Genomic DNA, 18,049 nt, shown 5'->3' on the forward strand with positions numbered 1-18,049 from the left:
CCCCGTCGTCGGTGTTGCCGCGGTCGCGACGGATCTCGGCGCGCCGGGTCGCGGAGCTGGCGCCCACCGTCACGCGCGCCGGCCTGGACGGGGGATTCCTGGCCTACGACGGGCAACTGGTCGACGACGCGCGCCTGGTGGTGGCGGTCGCCCGCACGGCGGCCCAGCACGGCGCTCGCATCCTGACGCACGTGTCGGCGTCGCAGGCCACCGGCACCTCCGTGCGGTTGACCGATGGCCGGACTCAGGAGTCGTTCGACGTGACGGCCGGTGCGGTCATCAACGCGGCCGGCGTGTGGGCGGCCGAGATCGACGAGGCCCTGCGGCTGCGGCCCAGCCGCGGCACCCACCTCGTGTTCGACGCCGCCACCTTCGGCAATCCGACTGCGGCGCTTACCATTCCGATTCCCGGCGAGCTGAACCGGTTCGTGTTCGCCATGCCCGAGCAACTGGGCCGGGTCTATCTCGGGCTGACCGACGAGGCCGCGCCCGGGCCGATCCCGGACGTGCCGGAACCGTCGGCGCAGGAGGTCGCCTTCCTGCTCGACACGGTGAACACGGCGCTGGGCAGCGCCCTGAGCACCGCCGACGTCATCGGCGCCTACGCGGGGCTGCGCCCGCTGATCGACACGGGCGAGGGCCGCACCGCCGATGTGTCCCGCGAGCACGCCGTCGTCGAATCGGCGTCCGGCGTGATCAGCGTGATCGGCGGCAAGCTCACCGAGTACCGCTACATGGCGGAGGATGTGCTGAACCACGCCGTGCGCGCCCGCGGCCTGCGGGCCGGCAGGTGCCGCACCCGGGACCTCCCGCTGATCGGCGCGCCGCGCAATCCCGGTCCGTCGGCCACGCCGGACACCGCCGTGCCGCCGTCACTGGTGCAGCGTTACGGCGCCGAGGCGCCCCGGGTGCTGGCCGCCGCCGGGTGCGCGCGGCCGGGGGAGCCGGTGGCCGACGGAATCGACGTCACCAGAGCCGAATTCGCCTACGCCGTGAGCCACGAGGGCGCGTTGGACGCCTCCGACATCGTCGACCGCCGCACCCGGATCGGGTTGGTCGAGGCCGACCGCGAGCGCGTACTCGGCGTCGCGCAGGAGTTCTTGAACCAGCCCGCTCGTTGAGTCCCGAACCTTGAGCGCCGCGAGCGTAAGCGCGCTGCGATTTTAGAGGCGATTTTTCGCAGTGCGCTTACGCTCGCGGGCGGAGAGGGGCGGGCGCGTGCCCCGGCGCGCGGGGCGCGGGGGAGGACGCGTCGCGGTTACAGCGGGATGTTCTTGTGCCGACCGCGGCGCGCCGGGGCCTGGGCCAGCGCCTCGGACAGCTTGCTGCGGGTGTGCGACGGGTCGATTTTCTCGTCCACCACGCCGATCTCGATGGCGCTGTCCACCCCGCCGGCGATCCGCTCGTGCTCGGCGGCCAGCTCGTCGTGCAGCGCTTCGCGCTCGTGGTCCGGCGCGGCCGCCAGCTTGCGCTTGTGCAGGATGCCGACGGCGGCCTTGGCGCCCATGACGGCTACCTCGGCGTCCGGCCACGCGAACACCTTCGTGGCGTTCAGCGAGCGGGAGTTCATCGCGATGTAGGCCCCGCCGTAGATCTTTCGGGTGACGAGCGTGACGCGCGGCACGGTGGCCTCACCGAAAGCATGCAGCAGCTTGGCGCCGCGACGGACGACGCCGCCCCATTCCTGGTCGACGCCGGGCAGGTACCCCGGCACGTCGACGATGACCACCAGCGGGATGCCGAACGCGTCGCACAGGCGCACGAATCGCGCTGCCTTCTCGGCGCTTTCGGAGTTCAGGCAGCCGCCGAGGCGCAGCGGGTTGTTGGCCAGCACGCCCACCGTGCGGCCCGACAGCCGGCCCAGCCCGACCACCATGGACGGTGCCCACTTGGCCTGGAACTCCTCGAACGGCGTCTCGGCGTCGAGGATCGCGGTGACGATCGGGTGCACGTCGTAGGCGCGGCGGGCGGACTCGGGCAGTAGCGCCCGAATGTCGGTGTCGCCGGCCTCGGCCTTGCTCCGGTCGAAATGCCCCTGCTGGCAGAACAATCCGACCAGCCGGCGGCCACGCGCGTAGGCGTCGAGTTCGTCGTCGGCCACGATGTGGCACACACCCGACTTCTTGTGGTGGGTCTCCGGGCCCCCGAGCGAGGCCATGTCGACGTTCTCGCCGGTGACGCTGCGCACCACGTCGGGGCCGGTGACGAACACGCGGCTGTCCGGCGCCATGACGATGACGTCGGTCAGCGCCGGCCCGTAGGCGGCCCCACCGGCGGCGAAACCGACGACCACCGAGATCTGCGGGATGTAGCCCGACGCGCGGATCATGGCCTCGAACACCAGACCGACCGCGTGCAGCGCCTTGACGCCCTCGGCCAGCCGGGCCCCGCCGGAGTGCCAGATGCCCACGATCGGGCTCTGCTCCTCGATGGCGGTGTCGTAGGCGTTGACGATGTGCGCGCAGCCCTCGACGCCCATCGCGCCGCCCATCACCGTTCCGTCGGTGCAGAAGGCGATGGTGCGCACGCCGTTGACGGTCCCCGCGGCCGACAGCACGCCGGACCGGTCACGCTCGTGCAGGAGCTCGACGCTGCCCTCGTCGAAGAAATTGCTCAGGCGCAACAGCGGGTCGCGGGGGTCGAGCGACTCGCCAACCGCCTCGGGGGCCGTGATAGTCATCGCAGTCTCCTGATATTCCGGTGTTGCTCTTCGGATCTGGGGTCAGTACTTGCCGAACACGAGCGACACGTTGTGGCCGCCGAAGCCGAACGAGTTGTTGATCGCGTAGTCGTAGTTGCCGGGGCGGGGCTTGCCCGCCACCACGTCCAGGTCGATCTCGGGGTCGAGGTTCTCCAGGTTCAGCGTGGGCGGCACCACCTGGTCGCGCAGCGCCAGCACGGTGAGGATCGACTCGACCGCGCCGACCGCGCCGACGGAGTGGCCGAGTGCGGCCTTGGGGGCGTAGACGGCCGGCTTGTGGCCGCCCATCGCCTTGTTGATGGCCCGGCTCTCGGCCAGGTCGCCCACCACCGTGCCCGTCGCGTGGGCGTTGACGTGGTCGATGTCGCCGGGCGTCAGGCCGGCGAGCTGGATGGCGCGCGTGATCGCATGCCCCGCCCGCTCGCCGTCGGGGTCGGGCGCCACCATGTGGTAGCCGTCGGACGTGATGCCGGCGCCCATCACCCGCGCCAAAATGTTGGCCCCGCGGGCCTTGGCGTGCTCCTCGGTCTCGATCACCATGAGCGCGCCGGCCTCGCCGAACACGAAGCCGGTGCGGTCCCGGTCGAACGGGCGGCATGCGCCCGCCGGGTCGTCGTTCTTCGTCGACATGACGATGCGCATCTGCGAGAACGCCGCGATCGGCACCGCCTCGATCTTCGTCTCAACCCCACCGCAGATCGCGATGTCGGCCTCGCCGAAGACGATGTTGCGCCACGCCTGAGCCACGCCCTCGGAGCCGGACGCGCATGCCGAAATCGGAGTGATCACACCGGCTTTCGCCTGCCGTTCCAGACCCACGGCCGCCGCGGCGCCGTTGGGCATGTACTTCTGCACCCCGAGCGGCGAGACGGCCTTGAGGCCACGCTGACGCATGTCGTCGTAGCTGAAGACCATCTCCTCCGAGGAGCCCAGGCCGGTGCCGATCGACACCAGCAGCCGGTCCGGGTCAACCTCGGGTGAGCCGGCGTTCTCCCACACCCGCCGACCCAAGACGGTCGACATCCGTTGCAGGTAGCCCGTGCGGCGCAGCTCGATCCGGGTGAGTTGGCTGTCGAATTCCTCCAACAGGTGGCCGCCGATGCGGACCGGGAGCTTGAACTCCTCGACGAACGGGTCGTCGAGCACCCGGATACCGCTCTCGCCGTCGAGCAACAACTTCCAGGTGTCCTCGGCGTCGGTGGCCAGCGCGGTCGTCATGGCAACAGCGGTGACGACCACGTTCGGGAAGGCTTTCCCGGTAACCAGCTCAGTCATGGGTCTTGCGAACGTTCCTTCCAAACTTGTCCGGCGACTCCTCGGGTCGTACGGCCCGCGGCGCCGCCGGACGTCGTGCTCTCAGTAGCGCCCGAAGGCGAGCGCCACGTTGTGGCCTCCGAACCCGAACGAGTTGTTGATTGCGTAACGGAAATCGCCGTAGCGAGGTTCGCCCGCAACCACATCCAGGTCGATCTCGGGATCGGGGGTCTCGTAGTTCAGCGTCGGGGGGATGACGCCGTCCCGCAGGCTCAGCACCGTGAGGACCGACTCCAGCGCCCCGACCGCACCGATCGAGTGCCCCAGTGCGGACTTCGGTGCGTAGACCGCGGCGTCCTGACATCCGGCAACCCGGATGGCGTTGGCCTCGGCGGTGTCACCGATCGGCGTCGCCGTGCCGTGGGCGTTGATGTGGTCGACGTCCTTGGGCGACAACCCCGCCAACTCGAGCGAGCGGGTCATCGCGCGGCCGGCGCGCACGCCGTCCGCGGCCGGTGCCACCATGTGGAACGCGTCCGAGGTGATACCCGCACCCATCAGCCGGGCCAGCGGCTTGGCGCCGCGAGCCTTGGCGTGCTCTTCGGTCTCGATGATCATCAGCGCACCGGCTTCACCGAACACGAAGCCGTCGCGGTCCTTATCGAACGGCCGCGACGCGCGCTCGGGCTCGTCGTTGCGGGTGGACATCGCCCGCATCATCGAGAACGCCGCGATGGGCAGCGCCTCGATCGGACCCTCGACACCGCCGCAGACGGCGAAATCGGCGTCACCCATGGCGATTTGGCGCCACGCGTGCGCGATCGCCTCCGAGCCGGACGAGCACGCCGACACCGGAGTGATCACCCCGGCGCGGGCGCCCAGTTGCAGGCCCACGACCGCCGCGGCGCCGTTGGGCATGATCATCTGAACGGCGAGCGGCGACACCTTGCGGGGGCCGCCCTCGTTCATCAGGTCGTAGCTCTCCACGATCCGCTCGGCGCCGCCGAGCCCGGTGCCCACCACGACCGAGAACCGGTCGGGGTCGACGTCCGGGGCCCCGGCGGACTCCCACAGCTGGGTGCTGAGATATTTGGCCAGGCGCTGGACGTACGACATGCGTCGCAGGTCGAGCCGGCCCATGTGCTCGTCGATCGGCTCCTTGAGGTGGCCGCCGATCTGCACCGGCAGCTCCCACTTGGTGATGAACTCGTCTTCGAGAACGTGGATGCCGCTTTCCCCGGCCAGCAAACCCTTCCACGTGCTCTCGATGTCCGGCGCGATCGACGTCGTTGCCGCGACAGCGGTTACCACAACATTGGGGTAACCGCCGTTAGCAGTGGAAGGCTTGGTCACTTGTCCGCTTCCAGCCTGGACTTGACGTTGGCGACGGCCTCGGGGTTGTCCGTCTCCAGCTTGGCGCGCAGCGCCTCGGCAGCCTCGGGGTTCTCTTCCTCGAGCTTCTGGATGTAGGACACCACGTCACCGACGGTGCGCAGGCCGGCCAGGTCCTCGTCCGGGATCTTGACGCCGTACTTGTCCTCGGTCTGCACGGCGATCTCCACCATCGACAGCGAGTCGATGTCCAGGTCGTCGACGAACGACTTCTCCGGGGTGACCTCGGAGGGCTCAATGCCGGTTACCTCTTCGATGATCTCGGCAATACCGGCGATGATTTCTTCCTGAGTGACGGCCACAGCCTATTTCCCTTCGTAATGTGTTGTGTGCAAATCGGATTGACGTTGCATCTGTGGTTGTCCTGGCGAGAGCCGGCTATGACAGGCCGGCCAACTCGTCCAGGTCCGCGGGCGACTTGACGGCGCGAGCCGTGATCCCCCGAAGTTCGCGTTTGGCGATGCCGGTGAGCGTGCCCGCGGGCGGGAACTCCACGGCCGCCGTGATCTGGAGATCGCGCAGCGTCGCGGTGCACAGGTCCCAGCGCACCGGCTGGGTGAGCTGGGCGACCAGCGCCTCCATGGCCGCGGCCGCCGAGGTGACGGGCTTCCCGTCGCGGTTCGACAGCAGCGTGGCGGTGGGCTCGGCGGTCTGGACGGCGGCCGCCGCGGCGGCGTAGCGGTCCAGGGCCGGGGCCATGTACTTGGTGTGGAAGGCGCCGGCGACGCCCAGGGCGCGCACTCGCGCCTTGGCCGGCGGGTCCTCGGCGAGCTTCTCCAGCGCCGTCAGGGGGCCGGCGGCGACGATCTGGCCGACGGCGTTGCGGTTGGCCGGGAACAGGTCGAGCTGCTCGAGCCGAGCCAGCACCTCGGCCTCGTCACCGCCGAGCACGGCCGACATGCCGGTGGGCTCGATGGCGCAGGCCTTGGCCATCTCCGCGCCGCGGGTGGCGGCCAGCGCCACGGCGTCGTCGGCGGCCAGCACGCCGGCGATCGCGTAGGCCGCGATCTCACCGACGGAGTGCCCCGCGACGACGAGTTCGGTGTCGGCGAGCAGGCCGCGCTTGGTCAGCTCCTGGTGGGCCAGTAGCGTGGCCGCGACCACCAGGGGCTGGGTGACGGCGGTATCGGTAATCTCCTCCGTCGAGGCGGTGGTGCCGAGCCGGACCAAGTCGAGGCCGCTGGCCTTCGACCAGATCTCCAGCTGGTCCTGCGCCCCCGCCAGGTCAAGCCACGGCGAGAGCATCCCCTCGGTCTGTGAACCCTGTCCGGGCGCGAGAAATGCGATCACGTGTCTAAGAGAACACTGTGGAAACGGTTTTGGCGGGTGTAACAGATTATGAACCTGGTCTTAGGTTTTTGTGCACTCCCTACAAAACCGCTCCGTAAGCTACGTGTTTGATACCGCGCCGCGACCTGTCGGGTAAATCACTGTCAGCCCGATTTACCCAGGACAGGCCCTCTGACCGGCAGCGACGCCGCGGGTCGGGCGTTGTTAAGAGTTCCCAGCGGGGGCGTTGGGTAGTTCAGCTGGCCCACCGTCGCGGCGACGCGCAGCACGTACGCGTCGCGGGGTTGCATGGGATCACGCCCGGTGAAGTCGGTGATCCGCTTGAGCCGGTAGCGCACGGTGTTTGGATGAACGAACAACTTCCTGGCACAGGCCTCAATCGCGCCGCCAGAGTCTAAGAAGGCGTCCAGAGTCTCGACCAGGGTCGGCCCGGCGTCGGCCAAGGGGCCCATCACGTCGGTGTGCAGCGCGACGATCGCCGACGCGTCGCCCATCAGGGCCCGTTCGGGCAGCAGCTCACGGGCCAGCACCGGCCGCGGCGCCCCGCGCCACCCGGCGACGGCGTTCATCCCGGAGATCGCCTCGCTGGCGCTGTGATAAGCGGCGGTCAGCATGGGCGCGGTGGGGCCGATGACGACGGGGCCGTCGGAGAAGGCTTGCAGCAGCTCTCCGAGGAACTTGTCCGTCGGTGGCAGCTGGCCGGACACGATGGCGACCAGCCAGGTGCCGTGCACATCGGTCAACGCGGCGCGACCGTGGCGGGCGGCGACGTCGCGGACGTGCTGGCTGGCCCGCTGGTCCGCGATGTCGCTGCCCTGCACGGCGGGGCCGTCGGGTCCGGGCGCCGGGATGCCGACCACCACCGTGGCCGGCGCGGTGGTGTCCCAGTTCAGGGCCGCGGCGCGGGACAGCAACTCCGGTCCGGTGTCGCCGCGGACCACCGCGTCGACGACGCTGGCCTCCATTCGGCTGTCCCAGGTGCCGCGCGCCTCGGCGGCGTTCGCGTAGGCGGTGGCGGCCGTGAAGGCCAGGTCGCGGCTGTACTTGAGGATGCCGACCGTCAGCGCCGTGAGCTGGTCCTCGGAGCGGGCCAGCAGCGGCACGACCTCCTCGAAGAAGTCCATGGTCACGCGGGCCATGTCGACGCTGTGGCGCAGGGCGATGCGCCGGGCCAGGTCCTGAGGCACCAGCTCGAAGGCCTGCGCGGTGTGGCTGACGTTGCTGTGTGGGTCCTGCATCCACTCGGCGAAGTTGTTGATGGCCGTCTGCACCACGAGCGCCATGCTGGCGCGCTGGGAGGCCTCCAGCTCGGCGAAGAACGGCAACCGGTCCTGCATGACGGTGACCGCCTCGGTGGCCAACCGACCGGAGTACTGCTTCAACCGCCGCAGCACCGAGTCGGGGACCGTATCCAGCAGCTCGAGCGGCGAGCGCGGCTGCTTCGCGAAGGGACCGGCGAACGGGTTGTCATTCACTCCTAAAAGGTACGCGCCTTTTCTGGAGAGTTCCGCCAAGCTGGGGTGCGTCGGAGGCCGAGCGTGAAGGTGCTTTCACGCTGGGCGACGAACGTGAAACTGGCTTCACGCTGGGCGATGGACGCCGCTCAGGCTCCCGGGCCCGGATCCGACGTCTGCTGCGGAGCGGCCAGCACGTCGTCGATCTTGTACTGGCGGGCCGCGGCGACCGGGACCGAGGGGTCGATCTCGCCGTCGCGCGCCAGCGCCTCGAGCACCGCGACCACCTGCGACTCGGCGTCGGTGTTGAAATAGCGCCGCGCGGCGGGCCGGGTGTCGGAGAAGCCGAAGCCGTCGGTGCCCAGGGTGAGGTAGGTGCCGGGCACCCACGGCCGGATCAGCTCAGGGACGGCGCGCATCCAGTCCGACACGGCGACGACCGGGCCGCTCGTCTTGGCCAGGGCCTGCGTCACGTAGGCGGTGCCGGCCGGGCGGTCGGGGTGGCGCAGCTTCGCCTTCTCCACGGCCACGCCGTCGCGGTTCAGCTCGCCCCAACTGGTGACCGACCACACGTCCGCGGCGACGTCCCACTCCGCGGCCAGCATGTCGGCGGCCTTGAGGGCGGCGGGCATCGCCACCCCGGACGCCAGCAGTTGCGCCGTGCTGGCGCGTTGCTCGGTGGCGGCCCGATACCGGTAGATGCCGCGCAGCAGCCCCTCGGGGTCGAAATTCTCGGGCTCGGCCGGCTGCACGTACGGCTCGTTGTAGACGGTCAGGTAGAAGTACACGTCCTCCGGGTTGTCCCCGAACATGCGCGCCAGCCCGCTCTCGACGATGTAGGCGATCTCGAAGGCGAAGGCCGGGTCGTAGGCGACGACCGCCGGATTGGTGCTGGCCAGCAGCAGCGAGTGGCCGTCGGCGTGCTGCAGGCCCTCACCGGTCAGGGTCGTGCGGCCCGCGGTGGCGCCGAGCAGGAAGCCGCGCGTCATCTGGTCCGCGGCCGCCCACAGGCCGTCACCGGTGCGCTGGAACCCGAACATCGAATAGAAGATGTAGATCGGGATCATCGGCTCGTTGTGCGTGGCGTAGGAGGTGCCCGCCGCGATGAACGAGCCGACCGAGCCGGCCTCGTTGATGCCCTCGTGCAGGATCTGCCCGACTTCGCTTTCCTTATAGGCCAGCATCAGCTCGGCGTCGACGGCGGTGTACAGCTGGCCGTTGCGGTTGTAGATCTTCAGCGACGGGAACCACGAGTCCATGCCGAAGGTCCGGGCCTCGTCGGGAATGATCGGCACGATTCGTGGGCCGATTTCCTTGTCGCGCAACACCTCCTTGAAGGTGCGGACCGTCGCCATGGTGGTGGCGACCTCTTGGTGTCCCGACCCCTTCTTCAGCGCCGCATAGGTATCGCGGGCCGGCAGCTTGAGCGCCCGCGCCTTGGTCCGGCGTTCGGGCACGAAGCCGCCCAGCGTGCGGCGGCGGTCGAGCATGTACCGGATCTCCGGGGCGTCCGGGCCGGGGTGGTAGTACGGCGGCAGGTACGGGTCCTCCTCGAGCTGGGCGTCGCTGATCGGAATGCGGATGGCGTCGCGGAAGTCCTTGAGGTCTTGCAGCGCAAGCTTTTTCATCTGGTGGGTCGCGTTGCGTCCCTGGAAGTGGGCGCCCAGTGAGTAGCCCTTGATGGTCTTGGCCAGAATCACCGTGGGCTGGCCGTGGTGGTCGACGGCGGCGCGGTAGGCGGCGTAGACCTTGCGGTAGTCGTGGCCGCCGCGCTTGAGGTTCCAGATCTCAGCGTCGGACATGTTGTCCACCAACGCCTTGGTGCGGGGGTCGCGGCCGAAGAAGTGGTCGCGCACGTAGGCCCCGTCGTTGGCCTTGTACGTCTGGTAGTCGCCGTCGGGAGTGGTGTTCATCAGGTTTACCAGCGCGCCGTCGCGGTCGGCGTGCAGCAGGGCGTCCCATTCGCGGCCCCACACCACCTTGATGACGTTCCAGCCGGCGCCGCGGAAGAACGACTCCAGCTCCTGGATGATCTTGCCGTTGCCGCGGACCGGGCCGTCGAGGCGCTGCAGGTTGCAGTTCACCACGAACGTCAGGTTGTCCAGGCCCTCCAGCGCCGCGACGTGCGCCAGGCCGCGGCTCTCCGGCTCGTCCATCTCGCCGTCACCCAGGAAGCACCACACGTGCTGGTCGGAGGTGTCCTTGATGCCGCGGTCGTGCAGGTAGTGGTTGAAGCGCGCCTGGTAGATGGCGTTGAGCGGGCCCAGGCCCATCGACACGGTGGGGAACTCCCAGAAGTCGGGCATCAGCCGCGGGTGCGGGTAGGACGGCAGGCCGCCGGCGGCGTGGCTGTGCTCCTGGCGGAAGCCGTCCAGCCGCTCCGCGGTCAGCCGGCCCTCCAGAAAGGCGCGCGCGTAGATGCCCGGCGACGCGTGGCCCTGGATGAACACCTGGTCGCCGCCGCCGGGGTGCGACTTGCCGCGGAAGAAGTGGTTGAAGCCGACCTCGTACAGCGCCGCCGACGAGGCATAGGTCGAAATGTGGCCGCCCACACCGACTCCGGGGCGCTGCGCGCGGTGCACCATGATCGCCGCGTTCCACCGAATCCACGCCCGGTACCGCCGCTCGACGTCTTCGTCGCCGGGGAACCACGGCTCCAGCTCCGTCGGAATGGTGTTGACGTAATCGGTGGACGTCAGCGACGGCAGGGCGACCCGCTGCTCACCGGCGCGTTCCAGCAGCCGCAGCATCAGGTACCGCGCCCGCGACGGGCCGGAGCGTTCCAGCAGCTCGTCGAACGACTCGAGCCACTCCGACGTCTCTTCCGGGTCGATGTCGGGCAAGTAGGACGCCACGCCCTCGCGGATTACCCGAACGCGGTCCGGTTCGCCGGTGGTGCCGGAGGTGGTGGCCAGATCGTGGCGCGCGAATTCTGTTGTCAACGCCCTACTCCTGTAGTCGGCGGGATTCGTGCCTGCGGGCCTCGCAAGCGGCCCGCCCCACCATCGTGCCGCACCCGCGTATCCGGCGCGTATCCGACGCCTTCCTAGCCGCGAGGAGTTCACCCGTCGCGGTCAACTCGGCGAGTAGCGGGCCCGTTGACCTCGCTCACCCGGTAACGTCAGGACGCGTGGTCATCGGTTGGCGCGGCGTCCGGCGCCCGCGGGCGGGAGGAGTGCCCCGGCGAGGTGCCCTGGCCGTCGGCTGCCTCGCGGTGACGCTGATGGGGATCGTGGGCTGCACCGCCGTCACCGGCGGCACGGCCGCCCCCGACACCAAGCTGGCGCCCGCCTACCGGCAGTCGGTGTCCGCGTCGGTATCCGCTTCGATCGCGACGTCCAGCGTCCACGAGTCCCAGCGGCAGCAGTCGCTGACCACCAAGGCGGTGCGCACGTCGTGCGTGTCGATGCTTTCCACCAGCAAGGAAGCGATCGACAAGGTCAACGAGTACGTGCGGGCGTTCAACGACGGCCGCAACACCGGGCCCACCGAGGGCCCCGCGATCGACGCGCTGAACAACAGCGCCTCCGCGGTCGCGAAAAGCTTCAACGACGCGCTGTCCCAGCAGATCAAGGACGCGTTCAACGCCTACATGGACGCCGCGCACGGCGTCGCCAACGCCATCGGAACCCACGCGGGCATCGCGGAATTCAACAAACGGGTCCACCAGCTCAACGACACCAAGACGAACGCGGTGAAGCTCTGCCTGGCAACCTGATGAGGCGGAAGTGTGGAACGGCTTGCGGCTGTGCGACGATAAACCCCATCGCACAGCGCGCGGATGTTTAAGGAGGCTCCACGGTGGTCGCGGCGGATCACGCCCCGAGCTACGCTCGCAAACTGGGCATCCAACGAGACCACGTTGTCCAGGAGTGGGGTTGGGACGAAGACACCGACGACGAGATCCGCGCTGACGTCGAGGACACGTGCGGTTCGGAGTTGCTCGACGAGGACACCGACGAGGTCGTCGACGTGGTCCTGTTGTGGTGGCGCGACGGTGACGGCGACCTGGTGGACACCCTGATGGACGCGATCAGCGCGCTGGCCGAAGACGGCGTCATCTGGGTGTTGACCCCCAAGACCGGCAAGCCGGGCCACGTGCTGCCGGCCGAGATCGCCGAGGCCGCGCCGACCGCCGGCCTGATGCCCACCTCCTCGGTCAACCTGGGCGACTGGAGCGCCAGCCGGCTGGTGCAGCCGAAATCCCGGGCCGGGAAGCGTTGATGCTGCCGGTCGGCACGACGGCACCCGATTTCACCTTGCGCGACCAGAATCAGCAGCGCGTCACCCTGAGCTCCTTCCGCGACGCCAAGAACGTGCTGCTGGTGTTCTTCCCGCTCGCCTTCACCGGCATCTGCCAGGGGGAGCTGGACGCGGTGCGCGACCACCTGCCCGAGTTCGAGAACGACGACACCGCGACGCTGGCCATCTCGGTGGGGCCGCCGCCCACGCACCGGATCTGGTCGCTGGAGAGCGGGTTCACCTTCCCCGTGCTGTCGGACTTCTGGCCGCATGGGGCGGTCAGCCAGAGCTACGGCGTGTTCAACGACGACGCCGGCTACTCGAACCGGGGCACCTTCGTCGTCGACCGCGCCGGCATCATCCGGTTCGCCGAGTGCAAGCAGCCCGGCGAGTCCCGCGACCGGCGGCTGTGGACCGACGCGCTGGCGGCCTTGCGGGGCTGAAAGTTTTGGGTACTAGGGCGTTGGGCGTGTAGCCTGCCCGGCGGGCATGGGGCGCGTAGCTCAGTGGTAGAGCTCTGGTTTTACACACCAGCGGTCGGCGGTTCGATACCGTCCGCGCCCACCATCCGTCTCCCGGCGCGCCGCCGGGTGGCCGCGCAGCGGGGCAGCCGGCGCGGCCGCGGCGGCCGGGGGCACGATGAACGCGTGAAACCGTTTCGCATCGACGTACCCGACGACGTTCTCGACGACCTGCGCTCGCGGCTCGCGCGCACCCGCTGGCCGGAGGCCGAATGCGTGGACGACTGGAGCCAAGGCATACCGCTGGGCTACACCCGCGAGCTGGCCGGCTATTGGGCCGACGGCTACGACTGGCGTTCCCGGGAAGCAGCCCTCAACCGCTTCGACCAATTCACCACCGAAATCGACGGCCTGGAACTCCATTTCATCCACCAACGGTCGCCGCACGCCGACGCGTTCCCGGTGGTGATCACCCACGGCTGGCCCGGCTCGATCGTCGAGTTCCATAAGGTGATCGAGCCGCTGACCAATCCCACCGCCTTCGGCGGACGCGCTGAGGACGCCTTCCACGTGGTGTGCCCGTCGCTGCCCGGCTACGGCTTCTCCGGCAAGCCGACCAGCACCGGGTGGGGGGTCGGGAAGATCGCCGCGGCGTGGGAGACCTTGATGCTGGGCCTGGGCTACGACCGATACGGCGCCCAGGGCGGCGACTGGGGCGCCGCCGTGACCACCCAGATCGGGCAGAATGGCGGCCACTGCGCGGGCATCCACCTCAACATGCCCATCGGGCGGCCCACCAAGGAGGCGCTGAAAAACCCGAGCCCGGTCGAGCAACGCGCGTTGGCCGCGATGGCCGAGCACCGGGAATGGGGCACCGGCTACTCCAAGCAGCAGTCCACCCGGCCGCAGACCCTGGGCTACGGGCTGGTCGACTCGCCGGTGGGGCAGCTGGCCTGGATCGTCGAGAAGTTTTGGGCCTGGACGGACTGCGACGGTCATCCCGAGAACGCGCTCACCCGCGACGAGATGCTCGACAACGTGATGCTCTACTGGGTCACCGGCAGCGGCGCCTCGTCGGCCCGGCTGTACTGGGAGAGCTTCCGCTCCTGGGGCCAGTTCGACGGGGTCGAATTACCCACCGGCATCGCCGCTTTCCCGCACGAGCTGGTCAAGTCGCCGCGCAGCTGGTGTGAGCCGGTGTACAACATCACCCGCTGGACCGACATGCCGCGTGGCGGCCACTTCGCCGCCTTCGAGCAGCCGGACCTGTTCGTCGAGGACGTCCGGGCCTTCTTCGCCACCGTTCGCTGAGCGGGCTCAGCCGGGCGGCGCGAAGAACTCCAGGGCGATGCCATCGGGATCGCGGAAGCTCAGCCCAGAGCCGTAGGGGGCGTCGACGATGCCCCCGTGCGCCACGCCCACAGCGTTCAACCGCGTGACCCAGTCCTCCAGGTCCGCACGGGCCGCACACCCGAAACCGACGTGGTCCAATCCCACTCGGCGCTCGTCGAAGGGCTCGTCCGGCGCGCGGTCGTCGTGCTGGTGGATGCCGAACACGGTGCCGCCGTCGAGCAGCCACACCAGGTGGTGGAATCCGGCGTCAGTGTGCTCGTCGAGAATGGGGTCGGCGCCGAACAGTGCGCGGTACCAGGGTCCGCTGATCGCGAGGTCGCGGACCGTGACCGCGACGTGGTTGAGCGCTGGAAAGGGCATGTGGCCGACTCTAATCGCGGGGCGATTCGCCGGACCGGCCGCGCGCGAGTACCGGGGATCGGGTCAACGGCGTTAGATCCCGCCGCGAGCGGGCACCCGGCGCCAGATGAGTTATGGAAACGGGGCGACTCCGCCCCCGCCCGACCCCCCCAACCTGCTGCGCGGTAAGTGGGGCCTGGCGCCCTCGGCCAGTCCGGGCACCACCCGCGCGGCCGGGCCGCGGTGGCTGCTGGCGCTCTTGGCGTCGCTGGTGGCCGCCGCGCTGCTGGTCCTCGTCGCCGTCGTGATCTTGGCGGTGCCCTGACCGGCGCGGCCGGTGTGAGACGCTGCCCTGGTGGGGAGGCGGAGCCGGATCGCCGGCGTGCTGATCGGCTACCTGGCCGACCTGGCGTTCGCCGATCCCCGACGCGGCCACCCGGTCGCGGTCTACGGCCGTGCCGCCGCGGCACTCGAGGGTGTCACCTACCGCGACGACCGGGCCGCGGGCGCGGTGCACGTCGGCGTGCTGGTCGGGGCGGTCGGGCTGCTGGGCGTGGCGCTGCAGCACACCGCCGACCGCCGCGGCCGGGCGCCGTCGATCGCGGTCACCGCCGCGGCCACCTGGGTGAGCCTCGGCGGAACGTCGCTCGGCCGAACGGGATTGGCGATGAGCGAGCTGCTGCAGCGCGGCGACATCGCGGGGGCGCGGGCGCTGCTGCCATCGCTGTGCGGACGCGACCCGGCGTCGCTGGACACCGCGGGCCTGGTGCGGGCGTCGCTGGAGTCGATCGCAGAGAACACCTCGGACGCCCAGGTGGCGCCGTTGCTCTGGGCGGCCGCGGGCGGTGCGCCCGGGGCGTTGACCTACCGGGCCGTCAACACCCTCGACTCAATGATCGGCTACCGCTCACCGCGCTACCTGCAATTCGGTTGGGCCGCCGCGCGATTGGACGACGTCGCCAATTACCTGGCGGCCCGGGTGACGGCGGCGCTGGTAATGCTGTGCGCGCCGCTGGTCGGCGGGTCGGCCCGGGGCGCGGTGCGGGCGTGGCGCCGCGACGCCGCGCGGCACCCGAGCCCGAACGCCGGCGTGGTCGAGGCGGCGTTCGCCGGCGCGTTGGGCGTGCGCCTCGGCGGGCCGACGCAGTACCGCCACGAGCTGCAGATCCGGCCGACGTTGGGTGACGGCAGGGAGCCGACCATCGCCGACCTGCGCCGCGCGGTGGCGCTGTCGAAGCTGGTGCAGGCGGGCGCGGCGGCCGGCATCGCCGGCGCCTGGCCGCGGCGGGGTCAGCGCCGGCGGCCGTAGCGGTCGGCGAGTTTGGCCTCGACCGTCGGCGGCGCGGGCGCGGAGGGCGCCGCGTCCGCAGAGGCGGCGGCCGGGGGTTGCTCGGAGGCGGCGGCCCGCTGCCGCTCCTGCCGGCGTACCCGCAGCTCGGAATAGGCGAAGTAACCCAAGCCGATCGGCGCGAGGATGCCGAACGAGATCCACTGGATGCCGTAGGACAGGAACGGCCCGGCGTCCAGGTGCGGCACGTCGACGACGCCGAGGCCGCCGGGTTGGTCGTCGACCAGTTGCAGATACGACCCGGCGAGCGGGACCTTCGTCAGGGTCGCGACCTGCCCGGTGTTGATGGCGTACACCTGCTCGAAACCGTCCCGGGAGAACGGTTCCTTGCCCGGCGGGACGGGCTCGGAGTCGCGGAGGCGGGCCGTGATGGTCACGGTGCCCTGCGGCGGACGGGCGATGAGCGGCGGGTGGGAGCCCGGTTCGGGCCGCACGTAGCCGCGGTCGACCAGGACCGTCGGCCCGCCGTCGACCGCGAACGGCGCCAGCACCTCGAAGGCCTGGTCGCCCCGGATCACCCGCAGGCGGGCCAGCACCTGCACGTCGGGCAGGTAGTGCCCGGTGGCCGTCACCCGCCGCCACTGCGCGTCCGGAGCGCTCGAATCCTGGTGTGGCAGAAGCTGATTCAACGGGACCGGCGCCGTGTTGAGGGAGGTCTCAATCTGGTGGTTCTCCCGCGACGTCCGGTTGTGCTTGCCGAGCTGCCACGGCGCGAGCACGGTGAAGCACAGGTACGCGAAGGCGATGACCACCAGCGCCAGCGCGATCCAGCCCGGCCGCAGCAGGAAGGCCAGGCCCCGGCGCGCCCCCGGCATCAGGGCGATCCGTTCTGCGCCAGCCGCTGGTCGACCCAGTCGTGCAGGCCGGGCAGCGCGGCCTCGATGACGCTGTAGACGCGTTCGAAGTCGTCGACGTCGCCGTAGTACGGGTCGTCGACGTCCGGGGTGTGGGCGCTGCTGCGCGGGTCGAACGACCGCAGCATCCGGACCCGGCCGTCGTCCACGCCCCACTGGCGCAACATGCGGGCGTGATTGCGGTCCAGCGCCACCACCAGGTCGGCGCCCAGATGCTCGTCGTCGACCTGGGCCGCGCGGTGCTCCGTCGAGTAGCCGTGCGCCCTCAGGACGCCCGCGGCGCGGCGGTCGGCGCCCTCGCCGACGTGCCAGTGCCCGGTGCCCGCGCTGCTGACCCGCACCGCGTCGCCCAGCCCGCGCCGGCGCAGCTGGTCGCCGAACATCTTCTCGGCCATCACCGACCGGCAGATGTTGCCGGTGCACACGAAGGTGACGTGCAGGTTCGGCTCAGACACCCAGCGCCCTCCGCAGGTCGTCGATGGTCGCGGCGTGCGTCGCACCCTCGTCGGCACCGTCGGGAAAGTCGGCCCGGCCGTAGCCCCAGCCGACCACCACGGTGTCGATGCCGTGCGCGGCGGCGCCGTGGACGTCGTGGCTGCGGTCACCGACCATCAGGACGCGCTCGGGCAGCGGGCGCAGCTGCGCCAGGGCGTGCGCCAGCACCTCGACCTTGGTTTTGCGCGAACCGTCGGGGCTGGCGCCGGCGATCACCTCGAAATGCCGGTCGAGGCCGAAGTGGGCGAGGATGCGGCGGGCCGTCGGCTCCAGCTTGGACGTGGCGACCGCGAGCCGGACGCCGGCGGCGCGCAGGTCGGTCAGCAGCGCCTCGATCCCGTCGAACACCGTGTTCATCGCCCAGCCGCGGCTGCCGTATTCGGCGCGAAACGCCGCGATGGCCGCCTCGGCGTCGTCGAGACCCAGGGACCGGAATGTGTCGTCCATCGGCGGCCCGACGATCTGCGCGACGATGTCGCCGTCGGGCGCCGGGGCGCCCACGTGGTCGAGCGCGTGCAGGAAGCTGGCCACGATCCCCTCCGCCGAATCGGTCAGCGTGCCGTCGAGGTCGAAGATCACCAGGCCCGCGCCGGGGCGCGCGTCGGTCTCCGGCGGGGTTGCCGCCGGGTTGGCGTGTGTCACCCCACCATTGTCGACCATCGCCGACACGCGTTGATCGGGCGTTCGACGGGGCATCCAACCGGGCAGCGCCGACGGCACCGCCGGGCGCGCGCGGGACCCCGCCCGCCGCCCGGCGACCGACACGCCAGTAAACGCTCCCGGCATTTGCTGCGCGCCGCCGGCGTCCGGCTCGCGGTCGCCACGTCCAAGCTGGAGCCGACGGCCCGCCGCATCCTCGCCCACTT

The 18,049-nt window shown here is 70.4% G+C and carries 18 protein-coding genes, 1 tRNA gene and 1 pseudogene; 9 read left to right on the forward strand and 11 right to left on the reverse strand.

What is annotated here, in order from left to right:
• A partial coding sequence (locus A5700_RS17520; RefSeq protein ID WP_068204895.1) for a glycerol-3-phosphate dehydrogenase/oxidase occupies positions 1-1,121 on the forward strand: 1,121 nt, incomplete at its 5' end.
• Positions 1,122-1,258: 137 nt separating this feature from the next.
• Here the strand turns inward: A5700_RS17520 and A5700_RS17525 are convergent.
• The 7 genes from A5700_RS17525 to aceE all read right to left on the reverse strand — a co-directional run bounded on the left by A5700_RS17525 (position 1,259) and on the right by aceE (position 11,033).
• Complete coding sequence (locus A5700_RS17525; RefSeq protein ID WP_068066523.1) at positions 1,259-2,680, reverse strand: acyl-CoA carboxylase subunit beta; 1,422 nt, start codon at positions 2,678-2,680, stop codon at positions 1,259-1,261.
• Positions 2,681-2,722: 42 nt separating this feature from the next.
• Positions 2,723-3,976: a 3-oxoacyl-ACP synthase KasB gene (gene kasB, locus A5700_RS17530; RefSeq protein WP_068066520.1), complete on the reverse strand. Its 1,254-nt coding sequence runs from the start codon at positions 3,974-3,976 to the stop codon at positions 2,723-2,725.
• An 81-nt stretch (positions 3,977-4,057) separates the two neighbouring features.
• Complete coding sequence (kasA, locus tag A5700_RS17535; RefSeq protein ID WP_068066517.1) at positions 4,058-5,308, reverse strand: 3-oxoacyl-ACP synthase KasA; 1,251 nt, start codon at positions 5,306-5,308, stop codon at positions 4,058-4,060.
• On the reverse strand, positions 5,305-5,649 hold the full coding sequence (acpM, locus tag A5700_RS17540; RefSeq protein ID WP_068066514.1) for a meromycolate extension acyl carrier protein AcpM: 345 nt from the start codon (positions 5,647-5,649) through the stop codon (positions 5,305-5,307). Before acpM ends, kasA begins: the two co-directional genes overlap by 4 nt.
• A gap of 76 nt (positions 5,650-5,725) precedes the next feature.
• Positions 5,726-6,637 carry an ACP S-malonyltransferase gene (locus A5700_RS17545; protein WP_068066510.1) on the reverse strand — a complete coding sequence of 304 codons (912 nt, stop codon included), beginning with the start codon at positions 6,635-6,637 and terminating at the stop codon, positions 5,726-5,728.
• Positions 6,638-6,780: 143 nt separating this feature from the next.
• Positions 6,781-8,112, reverse strand: coding sequence for a CdaR family transcriptional regulator (locus tag A5700_RS17550; RefSeq protein WP_068066507.1), 1,332 nt, complete (start codon positions 8,110-8,112; stop codon positions 6,781-6,783).
• Between the two features lie 128 nt (positions 8,113-8,240).
• Positions 8,241-11,033, reverse strand: a complete 2,793-nt coding sequence (gene aceE / locus A5700_RS17555) for a pyruvate dehydrogenase (acetyl-transferring), homodimeric type (RefSeq protein ID WP_068066504.1) — start codon at positions 11,031-11,033, stop codon at positions 8,241-8,243.
• Between the two features lie 188 nt (positions 11,034-11,221).
• On the opposite strand from aceE, the gene A5700_RS17560 reads away from it, so the two are divergent.
• The 5 genes from A5700_RS17560 (at position 11,222) to A5700_RS17580 (ending at position 14,105) form a co-directional block, all read left to right on the forward strand.
• A complete protein-coding gene (locus tag A5700_RS17560; protein ID WP_068066501.1) occupies positions 11,222-11,809 on the forward strand; it encodes a hypothetical protein in 588 nt (195 codons plus the stop codon).
• An 83-nt stretch (positions 11,810-11,892) separates the two neighbouring features.
• Positions 11,893-12,315, forward strand: coding sequence for a DUF3052 domain-containing protein (locus A5700_RS17565; RefSeq protein WP_068204898.1), 423 nt, complete (start codon positions 11,893-11,895; stop codon positions 12,313-12,315).
• Entirely contained in the window at positions 12,315-12,776 is a 462-nt protein-coding gene (locus A5700_RS17570; RefSeq protein ID WP_068066496.1) for a peroxiredoxin, read from the forward strand. The genes A5700_RS17565 and A5700_RS17570 overlap by 1 nt, the downstream gene beginning before the upstream one ends.
• A 49-nt stretch (positions 12,777-12,825) precedes the next feature.
• Positions 12,826-12,900, forward strand: a tRNA-Val gene (locus A5700_RS17575).
• Positions 12,901-12,980: 80 nt separating this feature from the next.
• Positions 12,981-14,105 (forward strand): epoxide hydrolase family protein, encoded by a 1,125-nt coding sequence (locus tag A5700_RS17580; RefSeq protein WP_068066590.1) that lies wholly within the window; start codon positions 12,981-12,983, stop codon positions 14,103-14,105.
• A gap of 6 nt (positions 14,106-14,111) precedes the next feature.
• Here A5700_RS17580 and A5700_RS17585 read toward each other — a convergent pair whose 3' ends face one another.
• Positions 14,112-14,507, reverse strand: a complete 396-nt coding sequence (locus tag A5700_RS17585; RefSeq protein WP_068066493.1) for a VOC family protein — start codon at positions 14,505-14,507, stop codon at positions 14,112-14,114.
• 106 nt (positions 14,508-14,613) lie between these two features.
• On the opposite strand from A5700_RS17585, the gene A5700_RS17590 reads away from it, so the two are divergent.
• Both A5700_RS17590 and A5700_RS17595 read left to right on the forward strand, forming a co-directional pair.
• Positions 14,614-14,811 (forward strand): hypothetical protein, encoded by a 198-nt coding sequence (locus A5700_RS17590; protein WP_068066490.1) that lies wholly within the window; start codon positions 14,614-14,616, stop codon positions 14,809-14,811.
• Positions 14,812-14,838: 27 nt separating this feature from the next.
• Positions 14,839-15,795 (forward strand): cobalamin biosynthesis protein, encoded by a 957-nt coding sequence (locus tag A5700_RS17595; protein ID WP_082960355.1) that lies wholly within the window; start codon positions 14,839-14,841, stop codon positions 15,793-15,795.
• On the opposite strand, the gene A5700_RS17600 is transcribed toward A5700_RS17595, so the two are convergent.
• Genes A5700_RS17600 through A5700_RS17610 form a run of 3 tightly spaced genes read right to left on the reverse strand, consistent with a single transcriptional unit; the run spans position 15,777 to position 17,843 of the window.
• Positions 15,777-16,649, reverse strand: coding sequence for an SURF1 family protein (locus A5700_RS17600; protein WP_068066484.1), 873 nt, complete (start codon positions 16,647-16,649; stop codon positions 15,777-15,779). The two genes, A5700_RS17595 and A5700_RS17600, sit on opposite strands and share 19 nt — an antisense overlap.
• Positions 16,649-17,143 (reverse strand): low molecular weight protein-tyrosine-phosphatase, encoded by a 495-nt coding sequence (locus A5700_RS17605; RefSeq protein WP_068066481.1) that lies wholly within the window; start codon positions 17,141-17,143, stop codon positions 16,649-16,651. Before A5700_RS17605 ends, A5700_RS17600 begins: the two co-directional genes overlap by 1 nt.
• Positions 17,136-17,843, reverse strand: a complete 708-nt coding sequence (locus tag A5700_RS17610; RefSeq protein WP_082960356.1) for an HAD-IA family hydrolase — start codon at positions 17,841-17,843, stop codon at positions 17,136-17,138. Before A5700_RS17610 ends, A5700_RS17605 begins: the two co-directional genes overlap by 8 nt.
• A gap of 129 nt (positions 17,844-17,972) precedes the next feature.
• Here A5700_RS17610 and A5700_RS26165 point away from each other — a divergent pair.
• Positions 17,973-18,049 (forward strand): annotated as a pseudogene (locus A5700_RS26165) (HAD family hydrolase); the annotation flags it as partial.

Origin of the sequence: Mycobacterium sp. E1214 (assembly GCF_001666755.1) — a bacterium.
Lineage (GTDB): Bacteria > Actinomycetota > Actinomycetes > Mycobacteriales > Mycobacteriaceae > Mycobacterium.

Coding starts and splice junctions, on each gene's coding strand:
- A5700_RS17525 (WP_068066523.1), bottom strand. CDS start 2,680: ATGACTATCACGGCCCCCGAGGCGGTTGGCGAGTCGCTCGACCCCCGC.
- kasB (WP_068066520.1), bottom strand. CDS start 3,976: ATGACTGAGCTGGTTACCGGGAAAGCCTTCCCGAACGTGGTCGTCACC.
- A5700_RS17570 (WP_068066496.1), top strand. CDS start 12,315: ATGCTGCCGGTCGGCACGACGGCACCCGATTTCACCTTGCGCGACCAG.
- A5700_RS17585 (WP_068066493.1), bottom strand. CDS start 14,507: ATGCCCTTTCCAGCGCTCAACCACGTCGCGGTCACGGTCCGCGACCTC.
- A5700_RS17590 (WP_068066490.1), top strand. CDS start 14,614: ATGAGTTATGGAAACGGGGCGACTCCGCCCCCGCCCGACCCCCCCAAC.
- A5700_RS17600 (WP_068066484.1), bottom strand. CDS start 16,649: ATGCCGGGGGCGCGCCGGGGCCTGGCCTTCCTGCTGCGGCCGGGCTGG.
- A5700_RS17610 (WP_082960356.1), bottom strand. CDS start 17,843: ATGGTCGACAATGGTGGGGTGACACACGCCAACCCGGCGGCAACCCCG.